Source organism: Pseudomonas putida, assembly GCA_029953615.1.
GTDB lineage: Bacteria > Pseudomonadota > Gammaproteobacteria > Pseudomonadales > Pseudomonadaceae > Aquipseudomonas.
In genome coordinates this window covers 200,658-217,009 of record CP124529.1, presented here as the reverse complement: position 1 = coordinate 217,009, position 16,352 = coordinate 200,658, and the positions used below count along the sequence as shown (strand labels likewise).

Below are 16,352 nucleotides of genomic sequence, written 5' to 3'. Positions count from 1 at the left end.
TCAGCTCCAACCGGCTTTGCCACGGCGTCCAGCGTACAGCAGGAGCAGCACCAGGAACGAGAACACCAGCATGGCGCCGGCCAGCCAGTGTGCTTGCGAATAGGCCATGGCCTCGACATGGTCGAAGATCTGCACCGAGACCACGCGTGTCTTGTCGGGGATGTTGCCGCCAATCATCAACACCACGCCGAACTCACCTACCGTATGGGCGAAGCCGAGGATGCTGGCGGTGATGAAGCCTGGCCGGGCCAGCGGCAGCACCACGTGGACGAAGCTGTCCCAGGGGCTGGCGCGCAGTGTGGCGGCCACTTCCAGCGGGCGCTGGCCAATGGCGCCGAAGGCGTTCTGCAGCGGCTGGACCACGAAGGGCATGGAGTAGATCACCGAGCCGATCACCAGCCCGGTGAAACTGAACACCACGCTGCCCAGGCCCAGCGCCTGGGTCGCCTGGCCCAGCCAGCCATGCGGGCCGAGGGCGATCAGCAGGTAGAAGCCGATCACCGTGGGGGGCAGCACCAGCGGCAAGGCCACCACCGCGCCCACCGGCCCACGCAACCACGAGCGCGTGCGCGCCAGCCACCAGGCAATGGGCGTGCCGACGATCAGCAGGATCAGGGTGGTCAGACTGGCCAGTTTCACGGTCAGCCAGATGGCGCCCAGGTCACTGGCGTCCAGCGGCATCAGATTTCATAACCGTAGGATTTGATCACCGCCGCGGCTTTCGGCCCTTTCAGGTAGTCGACCAGGGCCTTGGCGGCGGGGTTGTCCTTGCCTTTTTCGAGGATCACCGCGTCCTGGCGGATAGGCGCGTGCAGCGACGAGGGGACGATCCAGGCCGAACCGCTCTCGACCTTGCCGTCCTTGTAGATTTGCGACAGGGCGACAAAGCCCAGTTCGGCGTTGCCGGTGGAGACGAACTGGAATGCCTGGGTGATGTTCTGCCCTTCGACCAGCTTGGGCCTGGTGGCTTCGGTCAGCTTCAGCTTGTCCAGCACCTGGGTCGCGGCCAGGCCGTAAGGTGCGGTTTTCGGGTTGGCGATGGACAGGTGCCTGAATGTGTTGTTCTTCAGCACTTCGCCGCTGGCGTCGACATAGCCGGGTGTGGCCGACCACAGGGCCAGGGTGCCGATGGCGTAGGTGAAGCGCGAGCCCGGGACAATGGCCTTTTCCTGCTCGAGCTTGGCCGGGGTGCTGTCGTCGGCAGCGAGGAATACCTCGAAAGGCGCGCCGTTCATGATTTGTGCGTAGAACTGGCCGGTGGCGCCGTAGGCCGCGACCAGCTTGTGGCCGGTGTCTTTTTCGAAGGCCTTGGCAATGGCCTGGATGGGGGCTGTGAAGTTCGCTGCGACCGCGACCTGGACTTCCTCGGCCCAGGCAGTGTTGAAGGCGAGCAGGCTGGCCAGGGCGGTGGCGGCCAGGCAGGAAGGGCGGATACGCATCGAGCAGCTCCTTGGGGGTATCGTTATATCCTTAACTATATAGCGATAGGCCGGGGGCCGGGAAGGGGCAGGATTATGCATGGGCAGGTCAGGCCTCTTCGCGGGCTTGCCCGCTCCCACAGTACTGCGCAGCATTCAAAACCAGTGGTGAACCTGTGGGAGCGGGCAAGCCCGCGAAGAGGCCGAGCCTGCTTATGCAGATGCCTGGTGCCCGACTACTGCCAGCGCCTTTTCGGCAATCTCCCGGGTCAACGCACCCGCCGGCATATGCCTGCCCAGCCGCAATGCCTGCCCCGACCACAGGTTGCTGAAATCGCTCTTGCCCTGCGGATCCGTAATCGCTCGCAAAGGCATCAATGCCCCCCCGGCCAGCGGGAAGCGCGGCGCCAGGTCGCTCATCGGCCCCAGCTCGCGCATAATGCGGTTGTTGATGCCACGCGCCGGTCGGCCGGTGAACAGGTTGGTCAGCGCCGTGTCGCTGGCAGGCGCGCTGTCCAGGGCCTGGCGATGCGCCGGCGAGACCTTGGCTTCAGGGCAGAACAGGTAAGCCGTTCCGATCTGCACGGCCGAAGCACCCAGGGCCAGCGCCGCCAACAGGCCGCGGTGGTCCGCAATGCCGCCGGCGGCAATCACCGGCACGCTGACCGCATCGGCCACCTGCGGCACCAGGGCGAAGGTGCCTATCTGGCTGGTGATGTCGTCGCTGAGGAACATGCCGCGATGGCCGCCCGCTTCGTAGCCCATGGCAATGATCGCATCACAGCCGTGGCGCTGCAGCCACACGGCTTCTTCGACGGTGGTGGCGCTGGACAGTACCTTGGCCCCGCTGGCCTTGACCCGTTGCAGCAGGTCTGCCTGGGGCAGGCCGAAGTGGAAACTCACCACCTCCGGGCGCAGTTGCTCGACCAGCTGGCAGCTCTGTTCGTCGAAAGGCGCGCGGTTGGACACCGGCGTAGGAGCAGCGAAGTCGGCACCCACTTCGTTGTAATAGGGCTCGAGCGCCTGCTTCCAGCGTGCATCGCGCTCGGCGTCGGGCGCTGGCGGCTGGTGGCAGAAGAAGTTCAGGTTCAGTGGGCGGCCCGGGCAGCCGGCGCGGAAGGCGGCGATCTCGGCGCGCACCTGGTCGCCGGTGAGCATGGCGCAGGGCAGGGCGCCCAGGCCGCCCGCCAGGCCCACGGCGATGGCCATGCCCGAGCCCGTCGCACCGGCCATGGGCGCTTGCAGAATGGGCAACTCGATGCCCAGCAGGTCGAGGATGCGGCGGTCGGGCCAGTGGCTCATGCGGTTCTCCTTGCGCGGGCGAGTGGTGCGGCGGGGGCGGGTATCTACAAGGCCTTGCTGACCTGGATGTCGCTGATCTTCTCGGCGTCTTCACCATGAATCTTGCGCAGCGCTTCCAGGGCTTGTTCGTGGGAAGCATCGGGCATTAGTGCGAAATCCCAGCGGCGCTGGCCGTCGAGCTTGTACTTGATGACGTATTTGGTGGTCTGGGTCATGGGGCCTTACCTGAGTTTCGACGACGAACGACGGATGATCTTGATCTTGTGGGTCAACGTCGGCTTGCGGGTAACCGAGATCGGGCGGGTGGTCACGGTGTCGATGGTGATGTTCCAGAAACCGGTGCTGGGCACGGTGATCTTCGCCGGGAACTTGTCGAAATGGCCGCCGTGATAGGTGTGACGGCCGCCATTCTTGAAGCTGCGGAAGTTGGCGTCGTTCATCAGGCGGATATTGCAGCGCTGGGAGCACTCGATGACGACGATGTCGTCCTCGTTCAGGTGCTCGCGCTGGTGTACGAATTTCATGTGATGCTCCGCAAGGATTGGTTCTGCAAAGGCAAACGATACCACGATGTCGGGTTAGACTGCCGCGCTGTTCCGCCAGGCGCAGATAAATCTGCCAAAGCAGGGAGCAAAACCGCCTGGTCGTGGTCGAAGCGGATTCTTGAAGGCAGAGGTGCTGCAAATGAAGTGGATGGTGGCGGCGTTGGCGGTGACGCTGGGTGGCTGTGTGAGTGTTACGGAACTGGAACAATCGCGTGAAACGCTGGATGTGATCTCCGGCAAGTCCCCACGCGCATATGCCGATTGCATCAAGCAGAAGCTGGCCGATACCCGCGACCCGCTGGTGGAAGAACCGCGTGGCGATGGCCTGCGGCTGATCGTGCCGCAGAAGATCAGCTCGGGTGTGGGCCCGGCGGCGCTGGTGGACATCGACAAGCGGGGCAGCGGCAGCAGCATCAAGCTGTACGAGCGGCTGAACAACTTCCCGTTGCGCCTGGGCGACGTGCGCACCGCAGCCACCCAATGCATCTCCGGGAGTTGATCCAGGGCAACTGATCGCGCTCCTTTTGCTTATATGTTTTAAGCCTAAGCTTATAACAATAGAAAAGGAGATTCGTGATGACACCGTTGAGTCGCGCCGTGATCGGCAGCCTGCTGATCCTGGCCTGGCCCACGGCGCATGCCGCCGATGGCCAGAAAGTCTTCACCCAGGGCGGGGCCAACCCCGCCGCCATGGCTTGCCTGGGTTGCCATGGCCCGGACGGCAAGGGCATTGCCGCTGCCGGCTTCCCGCGCCTGGCCGGGCTACCGGCCGCCTACCTCAGCAAGCAATTGCATGACTGGCGCAGTGGCAGCCGCAAGCAGGCAGTGATGGAGCCGCTTGCCAAGGCCCTGAGCGAGGATGAAATCAAGGCGGTCAGCAGCTACCTGGCCAGCCTGCCGGCAGACCCCGCACGCGACCTGCGTCGCCAGCAGATTGCCGATGACCCCACCACCCGCATGGCCCTGTACGGCGACTGGAGCCGGCAGATTCCTGGCTGTGTGCAATGCCATGGCCCGGGCGGCGGCGGGGTTGGCGAACACTTCCCGCCCTTGGCCGGCCAGCCCGCCAGTTACCTGGTGGCGCAGCTCAACGCCTGGCGTGACGGCACCCGCAGCAATGACCCCAACCAGCTGATGGTCGGTGTGGCCAAAGCCATGACCGATGACGAGATCAAGGCCGTTGCCGAGTTCTTCGCCCACCCCGCCAGCCAGGAAGTCAAGCCATGAAACCGATGATTCCAGCCCTGTTGCTGCTGGCCGTGGGCAGCGCCCAGGCCGCCGAGATCGCCATGGAAGACCAGTCGCAGTTGAAAGTGCCTGGCGTGCAGGCTGCGCCACAGTTCGTGCCGCCAGCGGAAAGCGAGTTGCCTGACAATGCCTTTGGCAAGATGGTGCGCGAGGGCCATGCCCTGTTCGTCGACACCCGCAGGCTGATGCCCGAGGCCGTCGGCAACGGCATGAACTGCAGCAACTGCCACCTTGACCAGGGGCGGCTGGCGCATTCCGCGCCGATGTGGGGGGCGTACCCGATGTACCCTGCGTACCGCAAGAAAAACGACAAGGTCAACACCTACGCCGAGCGTATCCAGGGCTGCTTCCAGTTCAGCATGAACGGCAAGCCACCTGCTGCCGATAGCCCACAGATGACCGCGCTGGCGGTGTATTCGTACTGGCTGTCGACCAAGGCCCCTACCGGTGTGGAGATTGCCGGGCGCGGATACCCCGAGGTGCCGCAGCCCAAGGGCGGGTACGACTTCAAGCGCGGCCAGCAGGTTTATCGCGAGCAGTGTGCGATTTGCCACGGCGATAATGGTGAAGGGCAGAAGGTGGCGGGCGAGTATGTAATGCCGCCGCTGTGGGGCAAGGATTCCTACAACTGGGGCGCCGGCATGCACCGTATCAACACCGCGGCGTCGTTCATCAAGTACAACATGCCACTGGGCAAGCCGGGCAGCCTGAGTGATCAGCAGGCCTGGGATGTGGCGGCCTGGATCAACCGCCATGAACGGCCCCAGGATCCGCGGCTGGTGGAAGGCTCCATCGAGAAGACGCGGGTGAAGTTCCATGCCAATGACGGCGTGAACCTGTATGGGCAGAAGGTCGATGGGGTGCTGATCGGGCAGGGCACTGGTAGTTGATCCATGGCCTTTGCCGGCCTCTTCGCGGGCTTGCCCGCTCCCACAGGATCGCCACAGGTCTTGATACTGTGCAGTACCTGTGGGAGCGGGCAAGCCCGCGAAGAGGGCGGCACAGGGCAAGCGCATCCCTGTCATCCAATGGTCATTGATGACAGCAATATTTACGATCCCCCGGAACTATCTACACTGGGTTATCTCTATCATGCAATCGGTCGGCACGGGTGGGGGCATTGTAAGGTGACTGCCGCCTGATTAGACTGCGCCGAATTCCACAGGCCTAGCCTTTTGTAAGGACGTATATGATCAAAAAATGCTTGTTCCCGGCAGCCGGTTACGGCACCCGCTTCCTGCCTGCTACCAAAGCCATGCCAAAGGAAATGCTGCCGGTGGTCAACAAGCCACTGATCCAGTATGGCGTTGAGGAGGCACTGGATGCCGGTCTGAACGAGATCTCCATCGTCACCGGGCGCGGCAAGCGTGCTCTGGAAGACCACTTCGACATCAGCTACGAGCTGGAAAACCAGATCAAGGGCACCGACAAGGAAAAATACCTGGTCGGTATCCGTCGCCTGCTCGACGAGTGCTCGTTCTCCTACACCCGCCAGACCGAAATGAAAGGCCTGGGCCACGCCATCCTCACTGGCCGCCCGCTGATCGGCGATGAGCCGTTCGCCGTGGTGCTGGCGGACGACCTGTGCGTGAACCCGGAAGGTGACGGCGTACTGACCCAGATGGTCAAGCTGTACAACCAGTTCCGTTGCTCTATCGTCGCCATCCAGGAAGTCGACCCGCAGGAAACCAACAAGTACGGCGTGATCGCCGGCGACATGATCCGTGACGACATTTTCCGCGTCACCAACATGGTCGAGAAGCCAAAGCCGGAAGACGCTCCGTCGAACCTGGCGATCATCGGTCGCTACATCCTGACCCCGGATATCTTCGACATCATCGCCAACACCGAGCCGGGCAAGGGTGGCGAGATCCAGATCACCGACGCGCTGATGCAACAGGCGCAGAACGGTTGCGTGATCGCCTACAAGTTCAAGGGCAAGCGTTTCGACTGCGGTGGCGCGGAAGGCTATATCGACGCGACCAACTTCTGCTTCGAGAACTACTACAAGACTGGCAAGGCTTACTGATAAGTCCTGCTGGCCTGAAAGCCACCCTTCGGGGTGGCTTTTTTGTTTGCGGCGGCCAACGGCGTTATGCTGGGCGCCTGCCTAGGAGAGTGAATACATGGCCTACGATTTTGATCTGTTCGTGATTGGCGCCGGGTCCGGCGGTGTGCGTGCGGCGCGGTTTGCCGCCGGCTTCGGCGCAAAGGTGGCAGTGGCCGAGAGCCGCTACCTGGGCGGTACCTGCGTCAACGTGGGCTGCGTGCCGAAAAAACTGCTGGTGTACGGCGCGCACGTTGCCGACGAACTGGAGCAGGCTGCCGGTTTCGGCTGGACCCTCGAAGAAGGGCATTTCGACTGGGGCACCCTGATCGCCAACAAGAACCGGGAAATCGAGCGCCTGAACGGCATCTACCGCAATCTGCTGCTCAACAGCGGGGTCACCCTGCTGCAGGGCCATGCGCGCCTGACCGGTGCCAATGAAGTGGAAGTGGAAGGCCAGCGCTACACCGCCGAGCACATCCTCATCGCCACCGGCGGCTGGCCACAGGTGCCGGACATCCCGGGCAAGGAACTGGCCATTACCTCAAACGAAGCCTTCTACCTCAAGGACCTGCCACGCCGGGTGCTGGTGGTAGGCGGTGGCTACATCGCCGTCGAGTTCGCCGGCATCTTCCAGGGCCTGGGGGCGGCTACCACGCTGCTGTACCGTGGCGACCTGTTCCTGCGCGGCTTCGACGGTTCGGTACGCACGCACCTGAAGGAAGAGCTGGAAAAACGCGGCCTCGACCTGCAGTTCAACGCCGACATCCAGCGCATCGACAAGCTCGAGGACGGCAGCCTCAAGGCCACGCTAAACGACGGCCGCGAGCTGGTCGCCGATTGTGTGTTTTACGCCACCGGCCGCCGCCCGATGCTCGACAACCTGGGCCTGGAAAACACCGGCGTGGAACTGGACGCGCGCGGTTTCATTCGCGTTGACGACCAGTACCAGACCACCGCACCGTCGATCCTGGCCATCGGTGACGTGATCGGCCGCGTGCAGCTTACCCCGGTGGCGCTGGCCGAAGGCATGGCCGTGGCCCGGCGCCTGTTCAAGCCCGAGCAATACCGCCCGGTGGACTACCAGAACATCCCTACCGCCGTCTTCAGCCAGCCGCCCATCGGCACCGTGGGCCTGACCGAGGAGCAGGCGCTGGAGGCCGGGCACAAGGTGCAGGTGTTCGAAAGCCGTTTCCGTGCGATGAAACTGACCCTGACCGATATCCAGGAAAAGACCCTGATGAAGCTGGTGGTCGATGCCGAGACCGACAAGGTGCTGGGCTGTCACATGGTTGGCCCCGACGCCGGCGAGATCATCCAGGGCCTGGGCGTCGCCCTGAAGGCCGGTGCAACCAAGCAACAGTTCGACGAAACCATTGGCGTGCACCCGACCGCGGCCGAAGAGTTCGTGACCATGCGCACAGCCACCCGCTGATGCCACTGGCCTCATCGCCGGCAAGGCCAGCTCCCACAGGTATTGCATAAGTCTCAAGGCCTATGCTGTACCTGTGGGAGCTGGCTTGCCGGCGATGAAGCCCTTGAATACCTGCGCAATCCTTTGCTCAGCCCATTCCCTTCTATTAATAAACCCCGGTTATAGCCAAAACCAATCAAAAGCATGAGCTTTGCCAATGAGCCTTTATCGGGACCAGCGGTTAGGATTCTCTCCGTCAACTGTTTCCAACCCCATGAAGGAGCGTCTCTCATGCCAATCATCAACAGCCAGGTCAAACCGTTCAACGCCACCGCCTACCACAAGGGCGAGTTCGTTCAGGTCAGCGAAGCCGACCTGAAAGGCAAGTGGTCTGTCGTGTTCTTCTACCCGGCCGACTTCACCTTCGTCTGCCCGACCGAGCTGGGCGACCTTGCTGACAACTACGCCGAGTTCCAGAAGCTGGGCGTGGAAATCTACGGCGTGTCCACCGACACCCACTTCACCCACAAAGCCTGGCACGACACTTCGGACACCATCGGCAAGATCCAGTACCCGCTGATCGGTGACCCGACCCACGTCATCTCGCGCAACTTCGACGTGCTGATCGAAGAAGCCGGCCTGGCCGATCGCGGTACCTTCGTGATCAACCCGGAAGGCCAGATCAAGATCGTCGAGCTGAACGACGGTGGTGTAGGCCGCGATGCTGCCGAACTGCTGCGCAAAGTGAAGGCTGCCCAGTACGTTGCCGCTCACCCGGGCGAAGTTTGCCCAGCCAAGTGGAAAGAAGGCGAAGCCACTCTCGCCCCATCCCTGGATCTGGTCGGCAAGATCTAAGACTGTGCACCAGTCGCGGGCGGTAAGCAGCCGCCAAAGCTGAAGTACTCACCGCCCCGTCAAACGCCCGGGCGACCTCGCCTGGGCGTTTTTGTATCCGAGTTTTGAAAAAGGAATCGCCCGTATGTTGGACGCCACGCTTAAATCGCAACTGAAAACCTACCTGGAGCGGGTCACCCAGCCGATCGAGATCGTTGCTTCCCTCGACGACGGCGCGAAGTCCCGCGAATTGCACGACCTGCTGGTGGAAATTGCCAGCCTGTCGAACCTGATTACCCTCAGCGCGGACGGCAGCGATGCCCGTCGTCCCTCGTTCTCGCTGAACCGCCCGGGAGCCGACATAAACCTGCGCTTCGCCGGCATCCCCATGGGCCACGAATTCACCTCGCTGGTGCTGGCATTGCTGCAAGTCGGCGGCCACCCGTCCAAGGCCAGTGCCGAAGTGATCGAGCAGATCCAGGCACTGGAAGGCGAATTCACCTTCGAAACCTACTTCTCCCTGTCGTGCCAGAACTGCCCGGATGTAGTCCAGGCGCTGAACCTGATGGCGGTGCTCAACCCCAACGTGCGCCACGTGGCTATCGACGGCGCGCTGTTCCAGGGTGAAGTCGAGTCGCGCAAGATCATGGCGGTACCGAGCATCTACCTGAACGGCGAAGTGTTCGGCCAAGGCCGCATGGGCCTGGAAGAAATCCTCGGCAAGATCGACACGAACGCCGGTGCTCGTCAGGCCGAAAAGATCAACGCCAAGGACGCCTTCGATGTGCTGGTGGTCGGCGGTGGCCCGGCCGGCGCCTCGGCAGCCATCTATGCCGCACGTAAAGGCATCCGCACCGGTATTGCGGCCGAGCGTTTCGGCGGCCAGGTGCTCGACACCCTGGCCATCGAGAACTTCATCTCGGTACAGGAAACCGAAGGGCCGAAGCTGGCCACGGCGCTGGAAGAGCATGTCAAGCAGTACGACGTGGACATCATGAACCTGCAGCGCGGTGAAGCGCTGATCCCGGCCACTGATGGCGGCCTGCACGAAGTACGTCTGGCCGGCGGCGCCTCGCTCAAGGCCAAGACCGTGATCCTGGCCACCGGTGCCCGCTGGCGCGAAATGAACGTGCCGGGCGAGCAGGAATACCGCGCCCGTGGCGTGGCCTACTGCCCGCACTGTGACGGCCCCCTGTTCAAGGGCAAGCGCGTGGCGGTGATCGGTGGTGGCAACTCGGGTGTAGAAGCGGCCATCGACCTGGCCGGTATCGTCGCCCAGGTAACGCTGATCGAGTTCGACAGCCAGCTGCGTGCCGATGCGGTACTGCAACGCAAGTTGCACAGCCTGCCGAACGTGAAGGTGATCACCAGTGCGCTGACCACCGAAGTGCTGGGCAATGGCGAGAAAGTGACCGGCCTGCGCTACAAGGACCGCACCAACGACCAGCAGCATGAAGTGGCGTTGGAAGGCATCTTCGTGCAGATCGGCCTGCTGCCGAACACCGACTGGCTGAAAGGCACCGTCGAGCTGTCGCCGCGTGGCGAGATCATCGTCGATGCCAAGGGCCAGACCAGCATCCCCGGTGTGTTTGCGGCGGGTGACGTGACGACTGTGCCGTACAAGCAGATCGTGATTGCGGTGGGTGAGGGGGCCAAGGCATCGCTGGCGGCCTTTGACCACCTGATCCGCACTTCGGCACCGGCGTAAGCCTGTACCGGCCCTTTCGCGGGCATGCCCGCTCCCACAGGTACTGCACAGGTCTTGAGATTTGTGAGGAACCCTGTGGGAGCGGGCATGCCCGCGAATGCGTCAGAACTGACAAAGGTGAACCCGAGGATGTCTATGATTACTGCAGACACCCTCAGGAATCCCACCCATGACCCTGATAAGCCGCGAACCCTGGTGGCTGGTCCCCCCAAAGCCCGGGCAGCAAGAGCAGGACCTGCACTGGGGCTACCTGGAAATCTATGCCGACGGCCGCACCGTGTTCGTTGACCAGCGCCCCAGTGACCGGGAGCTGGCCGAGCGCAAGAGCTGCCGCAACTTCCCCGACCCCGAGCCGTGATGGCTCAGCCTTCCAGCTCGGCCAGGCGTGCCTCCAGCGCCGCGATGCGGGCTTCGAGGGCTTCGATGCGTTCTTCCGACACAGTGCCGCCGCTGCTGCGTGCACCACCTTCCTGCTGCCGTGCAGCCAGGATCGCCTCGATTTCCGCCGGGTCACCCAAGGCATGTGTGTAACGGTCTTCGCGCTGGCCGGCCTGGCGTGGCAGGTGCAAGGCCAGGCCGCGCGAGACCAGGCGCTCCAGTTGGTGCTGGATCTGCTCGGTGTCGTCGAAGTCGTGCAGGCGGTTGCTGCGGGTCAGCAGCTCATTGAGGGTTTGCGGCCCGCGCAGGAACATCAGGCCCATCAGTACCAGTTGCGCGGGCACCAGCTCCAGCGCCTTGTCCACCCGGTGTTCCCAGCGGTCGGCGCGGCTGCCCATCTGCAGGCGGGTCATGTCTTGCCCTTCGAGGGCGCGCAGGGCCTGGCCGACCTGGCCTTGGGTGAGGTTCATCACCGGCTCGCGGCTGGTCTTCTGGTTGCAGGCCAGGACCAGGGCATTGAGGGTCAGCGGGTAGCTTTCCGGGCTGGTGGCCTGCTTCTCGATCAGCGCGCCGAGAATACGGATCTCGATGCTGTTGAAGCGGCCTTCGCCGGCAGTTTCGTGTTCTGACATGGCCCTGTCTCATTGCTGGGGAAAGGCCACTAGCCTAGGTAAAGCGCCTGGCTTAAGCAATCACTGGCATCATCGCCGGCAAGCCAGCTCCCACAGGTACTGCACAATGCCCCAGGCCGGCGCTGTACTTGTGGAAGCTGGCTTGCCGGCGAAAGGGCCGCAAAGCGGCCCCGGCAATCTCAAGCGGTGCGCTGCTCTTCGGCCTGGCACGCCGCCGCGGTAAACAGCACATCGGTCGAGGAATTCAGCGCCGTTTCGGCCGAGTCCTGCAGCACGCCGATGATGAAGCCCACCGCCACCACCTGCATGGCAATTTCGCTCGGGATGCCAAACAGGCTGCACGCCAGCGGAATCAGCAGCAACGAGCCGCCGGCCACACCTGACGCGCCGCAGGCACACACCGCCGCCACCACGCTGAGCAGCACAGCGGTTGGCATGTCTACCGGAATACCCAGGGTATGCACCGCCGCCAGGGTCAGCACGGTAATGGTGATGGCGGCACCGGCCATGTTGATGGTCGCACCCAGCGGGATCGATACCGAATAAGTGTCCTCATGCAGGCCAAGGCGCTCCGACAGGGCCAGGTTCACCGGAATATTGGCCGCCGAGCTGCGGGTGAAGAATGCGGTGATACCGCTTTCACGCAGGCACAGCAGGGTCAGCGGGTACGGGTTGCGGCGGATTTTCCAGTATACGATCAGCGGGTTCATCACCAGCGCCACGAACAGCATGCAGCCGATCAGCACCGCCAACAGGTGCAGGTAGCCGAGCAGGGCGTCCAGGCCCGACTGGGCCAGGGTGGCGCTGACCAGGCCAAAGATGCCCAGCGGGGCGAAGCGGATGACCACGCGCACGATCAGGGTCACGCCGTTGGACAGGTCCTCGACCACGGTGCGGGTGGTTTCGCCAGCATGGCGCAGGGCCACGCCCAGGCCGATGGCCCAGGTCAGTATGCCGATGAAGTTGGCGTTGAGCAGGGCGTTGATCGGGTTGTCGACCGCACTCAGCAGCAGGTTCTGCAGCACCTCGGTGATGCCGCCCGGCGCGCTCAGCGTAACCTCGCCGGTGCTCAGCACCAGGTTGGACGGGAACAGCATACTGGCGACCACCGCGACTACCGCGGCGCTGAAGGTGCCCAGCAGATACAGCCAGAGGATCGGGCGAATGTGCGTTTCCTGGCCGTGGCGGTGGTTGGCGATCGACGCCATGACCAGGATGAACACCAGCACGGGTGCCACCGCCTTGAGGGCGCTGACGAACACTTTCCCGAGGAAGGCCATGTCCCGGGCGATGGCGGGTGCAAGCAGGGCCAGGGCGATGCCGGCGATCAGCCCGATGACGATCTGCGTCACCAGGCTGGTGCGGTTGAGGAAGCGGAGGACGGGGGTCATGTGCAGCGATATCCCAGCATGTTCGAAAAGGGCGCGACTTTACCATAGACCTTTGTCTAGCAGGGGAGGCCTCTTCGCGGGCGCGCTCCTGTACAGGCTTCGAATGCTGTGCGGTCCCTGTGGGAGCGGGCGTGCCCGCGAAGAAGCCACCCACGGTCACCAGTGAAACAACTCCCGCCGCGCGCCCTCGGTAATCGCCACGATCCCCGGGTGCTTGACCTTGCGCTCCACCGAAATGGCATAGAACGACTCATGCACGGCCTCGGTCTGCCCGATCAGCGCCACGCCGTACTGGCGGCACACTTCCTCGGCGATCACGCTGGGCGCGACGAAGATGCCGCTGCCCGACTGCCCGAATGCCTGCATCAAGGCGCTGTCATCGAACTCGCCCACGATCCGCGGCTGCACCTGCTGCTCGGCCAGCCAGCGCAGCAGGCGGCTGCGGACCACGGTTTCCTGCCCTGGAATGAGCAATGGCGCATCCTGCAGGCAGGCGGGGAAGGGGCCTTCCAGGCGTTGCGCCAGCGCCGGGGTGGCAAAGAAGCTCAACCCGCACTCGCCCAGCTTCTGGCTATAGCCCTTGATGTCCAGATGGCTGGGCATGGGGCTGTCGGAAATCACCAGGTCCAGGCGCTGGATCGCCAGGTCGGCCAGCAGCCGTTCGAGCTTGTCTTCGCGGCAGTTGATGCGCAGCACATCGTCCAGCTCCATGGTCGGCGCCAGCAGGCGGTAGACGATGGACTTGGGCACCACGTCCGCCACGCCCACGCGGAACAGGATCTGCTCCTGCGGGCCGGCCCGCAGCATGGCTTCGAGTTCGCCACCCAGCTGGAACATCTGCTCGGCATAGCTCAGCGTCTGTCGCCCTGTTTCGGTCAGCTCCAGTTGCCGCCCCACGCGCTGGAAAAGCTCCAGGCCGTAGGTCTGTTCGAACAGGCTGATCTGCCCACTGATGGTTTGCGGCGTCAGGTTCAACTGTTCGCTGGCGCGGGCGATGCTGCCGGTCTTGGCCACGGCCCAGAAGTAGTGCAATTGCCGATAGTTGAGCATCGGGTTTTCCGGATTCGTAAAAACCGAAGTATAACCGCTGAAAAAACGAATTTTCCCTGATGTATTACGCTCTTTAGAATGCGGCTCCATCAGGCGCCCCTGTGCGCCGCCGGACTATCGACAAGCGAGGAACCCATGCTGCAACTCAAATCCATCGGCACGCCGCTGGTGCTGGCCTTGGCCCTGTTCACCCTGGCCGGTTGCGAACAGGCCGAGAAATCTGCCCAGCAGATGCTCGACCAGGCCGCACAGTCGGCCAAGCAGGCCATCGACGACACCAACAAGGCCGCGCAGCAGGCGTTGAGCGAGGCCATCGGCAGCGAAGGGCACAAGCCCAAGGACGCCGACAAGAAAGAAGAAACCCAGGAAATCTGACCCCCAACCGCTGCTGCAGGATTTGACCAATGGAATATTTGCTGGAACTCGCCGCTAGCCCCACCGCCTGGGTTGCCCTGGCTACGCTGGTGGCCATGGAAGTTGTACTGGGTATCGACAACCTGATCTTCATCTCGATCCTGACCAACAAACTGCCGGTGGAGTACCGCTCCAAGGCGCGCCGTATCGGTATCAGCATGGCCTTGGTCATGCGCCTGGCCTTGCTCAGCACGGTAGCCTGGATCGTCCAGTTGACCGACCCAGTGTTCGAAGTGTTCGGCAACGCCTTCTCGTGGAAGGATGTGATCCTGATTGCCGGTGGCCTGTTCCTGCTGTGGAAGGCGACCAAGGAAATCCACGAAAACGTCGACCCGCACGGCGCCAAGGAAGAAGCCAAGGTGTCGTCGACGGTTACCCTGGGCTTTGCCGCGGCGATCTTCCAGATTCTGTTGCTGGACATCGTCTTCTCGGTCGACAGCATCATCACCGCCGTGGGCATGACCGAACACCTGCCTATCATGATTATTGCCGTGATCACCGCAGTGATCGTCATGATGGTGGCCGCCGACCCGCTGGCCAACTTCATCAACGACAACCCGACCGTGGTGATGCTGGCCCTGGGCTTCCTGATCATGATCGGCATGACGCTGATTGCCGAAGGTTTTGGCGCCCATGTACCGAAGGGTTATGTGTACGCGGCCATGGCCTTCTCGACGGCGATCGAAATCCTCAACATCCTCGCTCGTCGGGCGCGGTTGAAACGTGAGGCGGCTGAAGGTTGATGTGAAACAGCGGGGCGCTTGCGCCCCGTTCGCGGGCTTGCCCGCTCCCACAGGGACTGCGTAGCCATCTGGCTGACGCGGTCCCTGTGGGAGCGGGCAAGCCCGCGAACGGGGTCAAGGAAAACCTGGAGTCAGTGCACCCCGGCATGCCGCCGCGCCCGGCGCACAGGCTGTGGCTTGGCGGGGACCTGCGGTGGCAGGTGGTGGTGAGAATGACGCCGCACGATACGCAGTACACCCCACAGCATGGCGGCTGCGACGCTCAGCCACATGCCCAACAGCATGAGGATTGCCAGGGTCAGGCTCATCTGTGCCTCCATCTCTACAGGCCACGCTCGGTCAGCCGGCGCTGGCCTTCCAGACACTGCTTTAGTCTAGCCTTTCGCCTGTGACGTTCCATTGACCAAAGGTCTATTGCTTGGTCCGATTCGCTCCTAACCGGTGTCGGACTATACCCGCGCCGCTGTCCGACCTATGATCGGTGGCCAGAGCCGGGCGCTGCCTGCCTGGCGTTGGAGCAAGCGAGTGTCCATGCAGCAACATTCCTTCAAGACCACCCCCCGTCGGCTGCTGGCGGCCTGCCTGGTAGCGGCCAGCCTGGCCGGTTGTGCCAGCGCACCCTCCAACAACCTCAAGGGCCTGCCGCAGCGGGTCGAGATCAGCAGCGTGCCGTTCTACCGTGGCAACGCCAACCACAGCGGGGCCATGGCGTTGGCGGCAGTGCTGTCGCAACAAGGGGCACCGATCACGCCGGGGCTGCTGGACAAACCGCTGGACCTGCCCCAGGGCGCCGAGGCGCTGGACACGGGCATCCCCCGGGTGGCGCGCGACTACGGCATGGTGGTGTATCCGCTGGACAAGCAACTGGACGCACTGTTGACTCAGGTGGCGGCGGGCAACCCGGTGCTGCTGCGTTACGAGGAGGGTTCGGCCTGGTGGAGCGAGCCACGCTATGCCGTGCTGATCGGCTACGACCGCTACAAGCAGCGGGTGCTGTTGCGCTCGGGCATGCACCGGCGGCAGGTGATGGGGTTCGATGCCTTCGCCTCGGCGTGGGCGAAACTTGGCAGTTGGGCGGTGCTGGTGCAGCCACCACGGCAACTGCCGGCCCAGGTGGACCGCCAGCGCTGGTTGCAGGCTGCAGATGAACTGGCCCGGGCGGGGCAGGAGATTGCGGCGAAGCAGGCTGTGAGTAGCCTGAACAAATAGCTTTTGTCTGTACCGGCCC

Annotated in this window: 20 protein-coding genes; 11 read left to right on the top strand and 9 right to left on the bottom strand. The window is 63.3% G+C overall.

Annotation, left to right across the window (positions count from 1 at the left end):
- From modB to QIY50_01015, 5 genes are all read right to left on the bottom strand, one after another.
- Nucleotides 1-681, bottom strand: a complete 681-nt coding sequence (modB, locus tag QIY50_01035; GenBank protein ID WGV20928.1) for a molybdate ABC transporter permease subunit — start codon at nucleotides 679-681, stop codon at nucleotides 1-3.
- A complete protein-coding gene (gene modA, locus QIY50_01030) occupies nucleotides 681-1,439 on the bottom strand; it encodes a molybdate ABC transporter substrate-binding protein (protein WGV20927.1) in 759 nt (252 codons plus the stop codon). The genes modB and modA overlap by 1 nt, the downstream gene beginning before the upstream one ends.
- Before the next feature lie 192 nt (nucleotides 1,440-1,631).
- On the bottom strand, nucleotides 1,632-2,720 hold the full coding sequence (locus QIY50_01025; protein WGV20926.1) for a nitronate monooxygenase: 1,089 nt from the start codon (nucleotides 2,718-2,720) through the stop codon (nucleotides 1,632-1,634).
- 44 nt (nucleotides 2,721-2,764) lie between these two features.
- A complete protein-coding gene (locus tag QIY50_01020; protein ID WGV20925.1) occupies nucleotides 2,765-2,935 on the bottom strand; it encodes a hypothetical protein in 171 nt (56 codons plus the stop codon).
- Nucleotides 2,936-2,941: 6 nt separating this feature from the next.
- Nucleotides 2,942-3,244: a DUF1883 domain-containing protein gene (locus QIY50_01015; protein WGV20924.1), complete on the bottom strand. Its 303-nt coding sequence runs from the start codon at nucleotides 3,242-3,244 to the stop codon at nucleotides 2,942-2,944.
- Between the two features lie 160 nt (nucleotides 3,245-3,404).
- Between QIY50_01015 and QIY50_01010 the strand changes: the two genes are divergently transcribed.
- From QIY50_01010 to QIY50_00975, 8 genes are all read left to right on the top strand, one after another.
- Complete coding sequence (locus QIY50_01010) at nucleotides 3,405-3,764, top strand: hypothetical protein (protein ID WGV20923.1); 360 nt, start codon at nucleotides 3,405-3,407, stop codon at nucleotides 3,762-3,764.
- A gap of 77 nt (nucleotides 3,765-3,841) precedes the next feature.
- On the top strand, nucleotides 3,842-4,492 hold the full coding sequence (locus QIY50_01005; protein WGV20922.1) for a c-type cytochrome: 651 nt from the start codon (nucleotides 3,842-3,844) through the stop codon (nucleotides 4,490-4,492).
- Complete coding sequence (locus QIY50_01000; GenBank protein WGV20921.1) at nucleotides 4,489-5,403, top strand: c-type cytochrome; 915 nt, start codon at nucleotides 4,489-4,491, stop codon at nucleotides 5,401-5,403. The genes QIY50_01005 and QIY50_01000 overlap by 4 nt, the downstream gene beginning before the upstream one ends.
- A gap of 299 nt (nucleotides 5,404-5,702) precedes the next feature.
- Nucleotides 5,703-6,542: a UTP--glucose-1-phosphate uridylyltransferase GalU gene (gene galU, locus QIY50_00995; GenBank protein ID WGV20920.1), complete on the top strand. Its 840-nt coding sequence runs from the start codon at nucleotides 5,703-5,705 to the stop codon at nucleotides 6,540-6,542.
- A 97-nt stretch (nucleotides 6,543-6,639) separates the two neighbouring features.
- Nucleotides 6,640-7,995 carry a glutathione-disulfide reductase gene (gene gorA / locus QIY50_00990; GenBank protein WGV20919.1) on the top strand — a complete coding sequence of 452 codons (1,356 nt, stop codon included), beginning with the start codon at nucleotides 6,640-6,642 and terminating at the stop codon, nucleotides 7,993-7,995.
- A gap of 270 nt (nucleotides 7,996-8,265) precedes the next feature.
- The gene (gene ahpC, locus QIY50_00985) at nucleotides 8,266-8,829 is read left to right on the top strand and encodes an alkyl hydroperoxide reductase subunit C (protein WGV20918.1); all 564 of its coding nucleotides are present in this window, start codon (nucleotides 8,266-8,268) and stop codon (nucleotides 8,827-8,829) included.
- A 124-nt stretch (nucleotides 8,830-8,953) separates the two neighbouring features.
- Nucleotides 8,954-10,516, top strand: a complete 1,563-nt coding sequence (gene ahpF / locus QIY50_00980) for an alkyl hydroperoxide reductase subunit F (GenBank protein ID WGV20917.1) — start codon at nucleotides 8,954-8,956, stop codon at nucleotides 10,514-10,516.
- Nucleotides 10,517-10,685: 169 nt separating this feature from the next.
- Nucleotides 10,686-10,874, top strand: a complete 189-nt coding sequence (locus QIY50_00975) for a hypothetical protein (GenBank protein ID WGV20916.1) — start codon at nucleotides 10,686-10,688, stop codon at nucleotides 10,872-10,874.
- 4 nt (nucleotides 10,875-10,878) lie between these two features.
- On the opposite strand, the gene QIY50_00970 is transcribed toward QIY50_00975, so the two are convergent.
- From QIY50_00970 to nhaR, 3 genes are all read right to left on the bottom strand, one after another.
- Nucleotides 10,879-11,526 carry a DUF480 domain-containing protein gene (locus QIY50_00970; protein ID WGV20915.1) on the bottom strand — a complete coding sequence of 216 codons (648 nt, stop codon included), beginning with the start codon at nucleotides 11,524-11,526 and terminating at the stop codon, nucleotides 10,879-10,881.
- A gap of 179 nt (nucleotides 11,527-11,705) precedes the next feature.
- On the bottom strand, nucleotides 11,706-12,917 hold the full coding sequence (sstT, locus tag QIY50_00965; GenBank protein WGV20914.1) for a serine/threonine transporter SstT: 1,212 nt from the start codon (nucleotides 12,915-12,917) through the stop codon (nucleotides 11,706-11,708).
- A 156-nt stretch (nucleotides 12,918-13,073) separates the two neighbouring features.
- Nucleotides 13,074-13,967, bottom strand: a complete 894-nt coding sequence (nhaR, locus tag QIY50_00960; protein ID WGV20913.1) for a transcriptional activator NhaR — start codon at nucleotides 13,965-13,967, stop codon at nucleotides 13,074-13,076.
- A gap of 135 nt (nucleotides 13,968-14,102) precedes the next feature.
- Here nhaR and QIY50_00955 point away from each other — a divergent pair, with 135 nt between their 5' ends.
- Nucleotides 14,103-14,342, top strand: a complete 240-nt coding sequence (locus tag QIY50_00955) for a hypothetical protein (GenBank protein WGV20912.1) — start codon at nucleotides 14,103-14,105, stop codon at nucleotides 14,340-14,342.
- 29 nt (nucleotides 14,343-14,371) lie between these two features.
- Entirely contained in the window at nucleotides 14,372-15,124 is a 753-nt protein-coding gene (locus tag QIY50_00950) for a TerC family protein (protein ID WGV20911.1), read from the top strand.
- Nucleotides 15,125-15,255: 131 nt separating this feature from the next.
- Here the strand turns inward: QIY50_00950 and QIY50_00945 are convergent, their stop codons facing one another.
- Nucleotides 15,256-15,432 (bottom strand): hypothetical protein, encoded by a 177-nt coding sequence (locus QIY50_00945; protein WGV20910.1) that lies wholly within the window; start codon nucleotides 15,430-15,432, stop codon nucleotides 15,256-15,258.
- A gap of 166 nt (nucleotides 15,433-15,598) precedes the next feature.
- Between QIY50_00945 and QIY50_00940 the strand changes: the two genes are divergently transcribed.
- The gene (locus tag QIY50_00940) at nucleotides 15,599-16,333 is read left to right on the top strand and encodes a peptidase C39 family protein (protein ID WGV20909.1); all 735 of its coding nucleotides are present in this window, start codon (nucleotides 15,599-15,601) and stop codon (nucleotides 16,331-16,333) included.
- Nucleotides 16,334-16,352 lie beyond the last annotated feature (19 nt).

Coding starts and splice junctions, on each gene's coding strand:
- QIY50_01020 (WGV20925.1), bottom strand. CDS start 2,935: ATGACCCAGACCACCAAATACGTCATCAAGTACAAGCTCGACGGCCAG.
- modA (WGV20927.1), bottom strand. CDS start 1,439: ATGCGTATCCGCCCTTCCTGCCTGGCCGCCACCGCCCTGGCCAGCCTG.
- nhaR (WGV20913.1), bottom strand. CDS start 13,967: ATGCTCAACTATCGGCAATTGCACTACTTCTGGGCCGTGGCCAAGACC.
- QIY50_01000 (WGV20921.1), top strand. CDS start 4,489: ATGAAACCGATGATTCCAGCCCTGTTGCTGCTGGCCGTGGGCAGCGCC.
- ahpC (WGV20918.1), top strand. CDS start 8,266: ATGCCAATCATCAACAGCCAGGTCAAACCGTTCAACGCCACCGCCTAC.
- sstT (WGV20914.1), bottom strand. CDS start 12,917: ATGACCCCCGTCCTCCGCTTCCTCAACCGCACCAGCCTGGTGACGCAG.
- QIY50_00940 (WGV20909.1), top strand. CDS start 15,599: ATGATCGGTGGCCAGAGCCGGGCGCTGCCTGCCTGGCGTTGGAGCAAG.
- QIY50_01025 (WGV20926.1), bottom strand. CDS start 2,720: ATGAGCCACTGGCCCGACCGCCGCATCCTCGACCTGCTGGGCATCGAG.
- QIY50_01015 (WGV20924.1), bottom strand. CDS start 3,244: ATGAAATTCGTACACCAGCGCGAGCACCTGAACGAGGACGACATCGTC.
- QIY50_01010 (WGV20923.1), top strand. CDS start 3,405: ATGAAGTGGATGGTGGCGGCGTTGGCGGTGACGCTGGGTGGCTGTGTG.
- ahpF (WGV20917.1), top strand. CDS start 8,954: ATGTTGGACGCCACGCTTAAATCGCAACTGAAAACCTACCTGGAGCGG.
- modB (WGV20928.1), bottom strand. CDS start 681: ATGCCGCTGGACGCCAGTGACCTGGGCGCCATCTGGCTGACCGTGAAA.
- QIY50_00945 (WGV20910.1), bottom strand. CDS start 15,432: ATGAGCCTGACCCTGGCAATCCTCATGCTGTTGGGCATGTGGCTGAGC.
- QIY50_01005 (WGV20922.1), top strand. CDS start 3,842: ATGACACCGTTGAGTCGCGCCGTGATCGGCAGCCTGCTGATCCTGGCC.
- QIY50_00955 (WGV20912.1), top strand. CDS start 14,103: ATGCTGCAACTCAAATCCATCGGCACGCCGCTGGTGCTGGCCTTGGCC.
- QIY50_00975 (WGV20916.1), top strand. CDS start 10,686: ATGACCCTGATAAGCCGCGAACCCTGGTGGCTGGTCCCCCCAAAGCCC.
- galU (WGV20920.1), top strand. CDS start 5,703: ATGATCAAAAAATGCTTGTTCCCGGCAGCCGGTTACGGCACCCGCTTC.
- gorA (WGV20919.1), top strand. CDS start 6,640: ATGGCCTACGATTTTGATCTGTTCGTGATTGGCGCCGGGTCCGGCGGT.
- QIY50_00970 (WGV20915.1), bottom strand. CDS start 11,526: ATGTCAGAACACGAAACTGCCGGCGAAGGCCGCTTCAACAGCATCGAG.
- QIY50_00950 (WGV20911.1), top strand. CDS start 14,372: ATGGAATATTTGCTGGAACTCGCCGCTAGCCCCACCGCCTGGGTTGCC.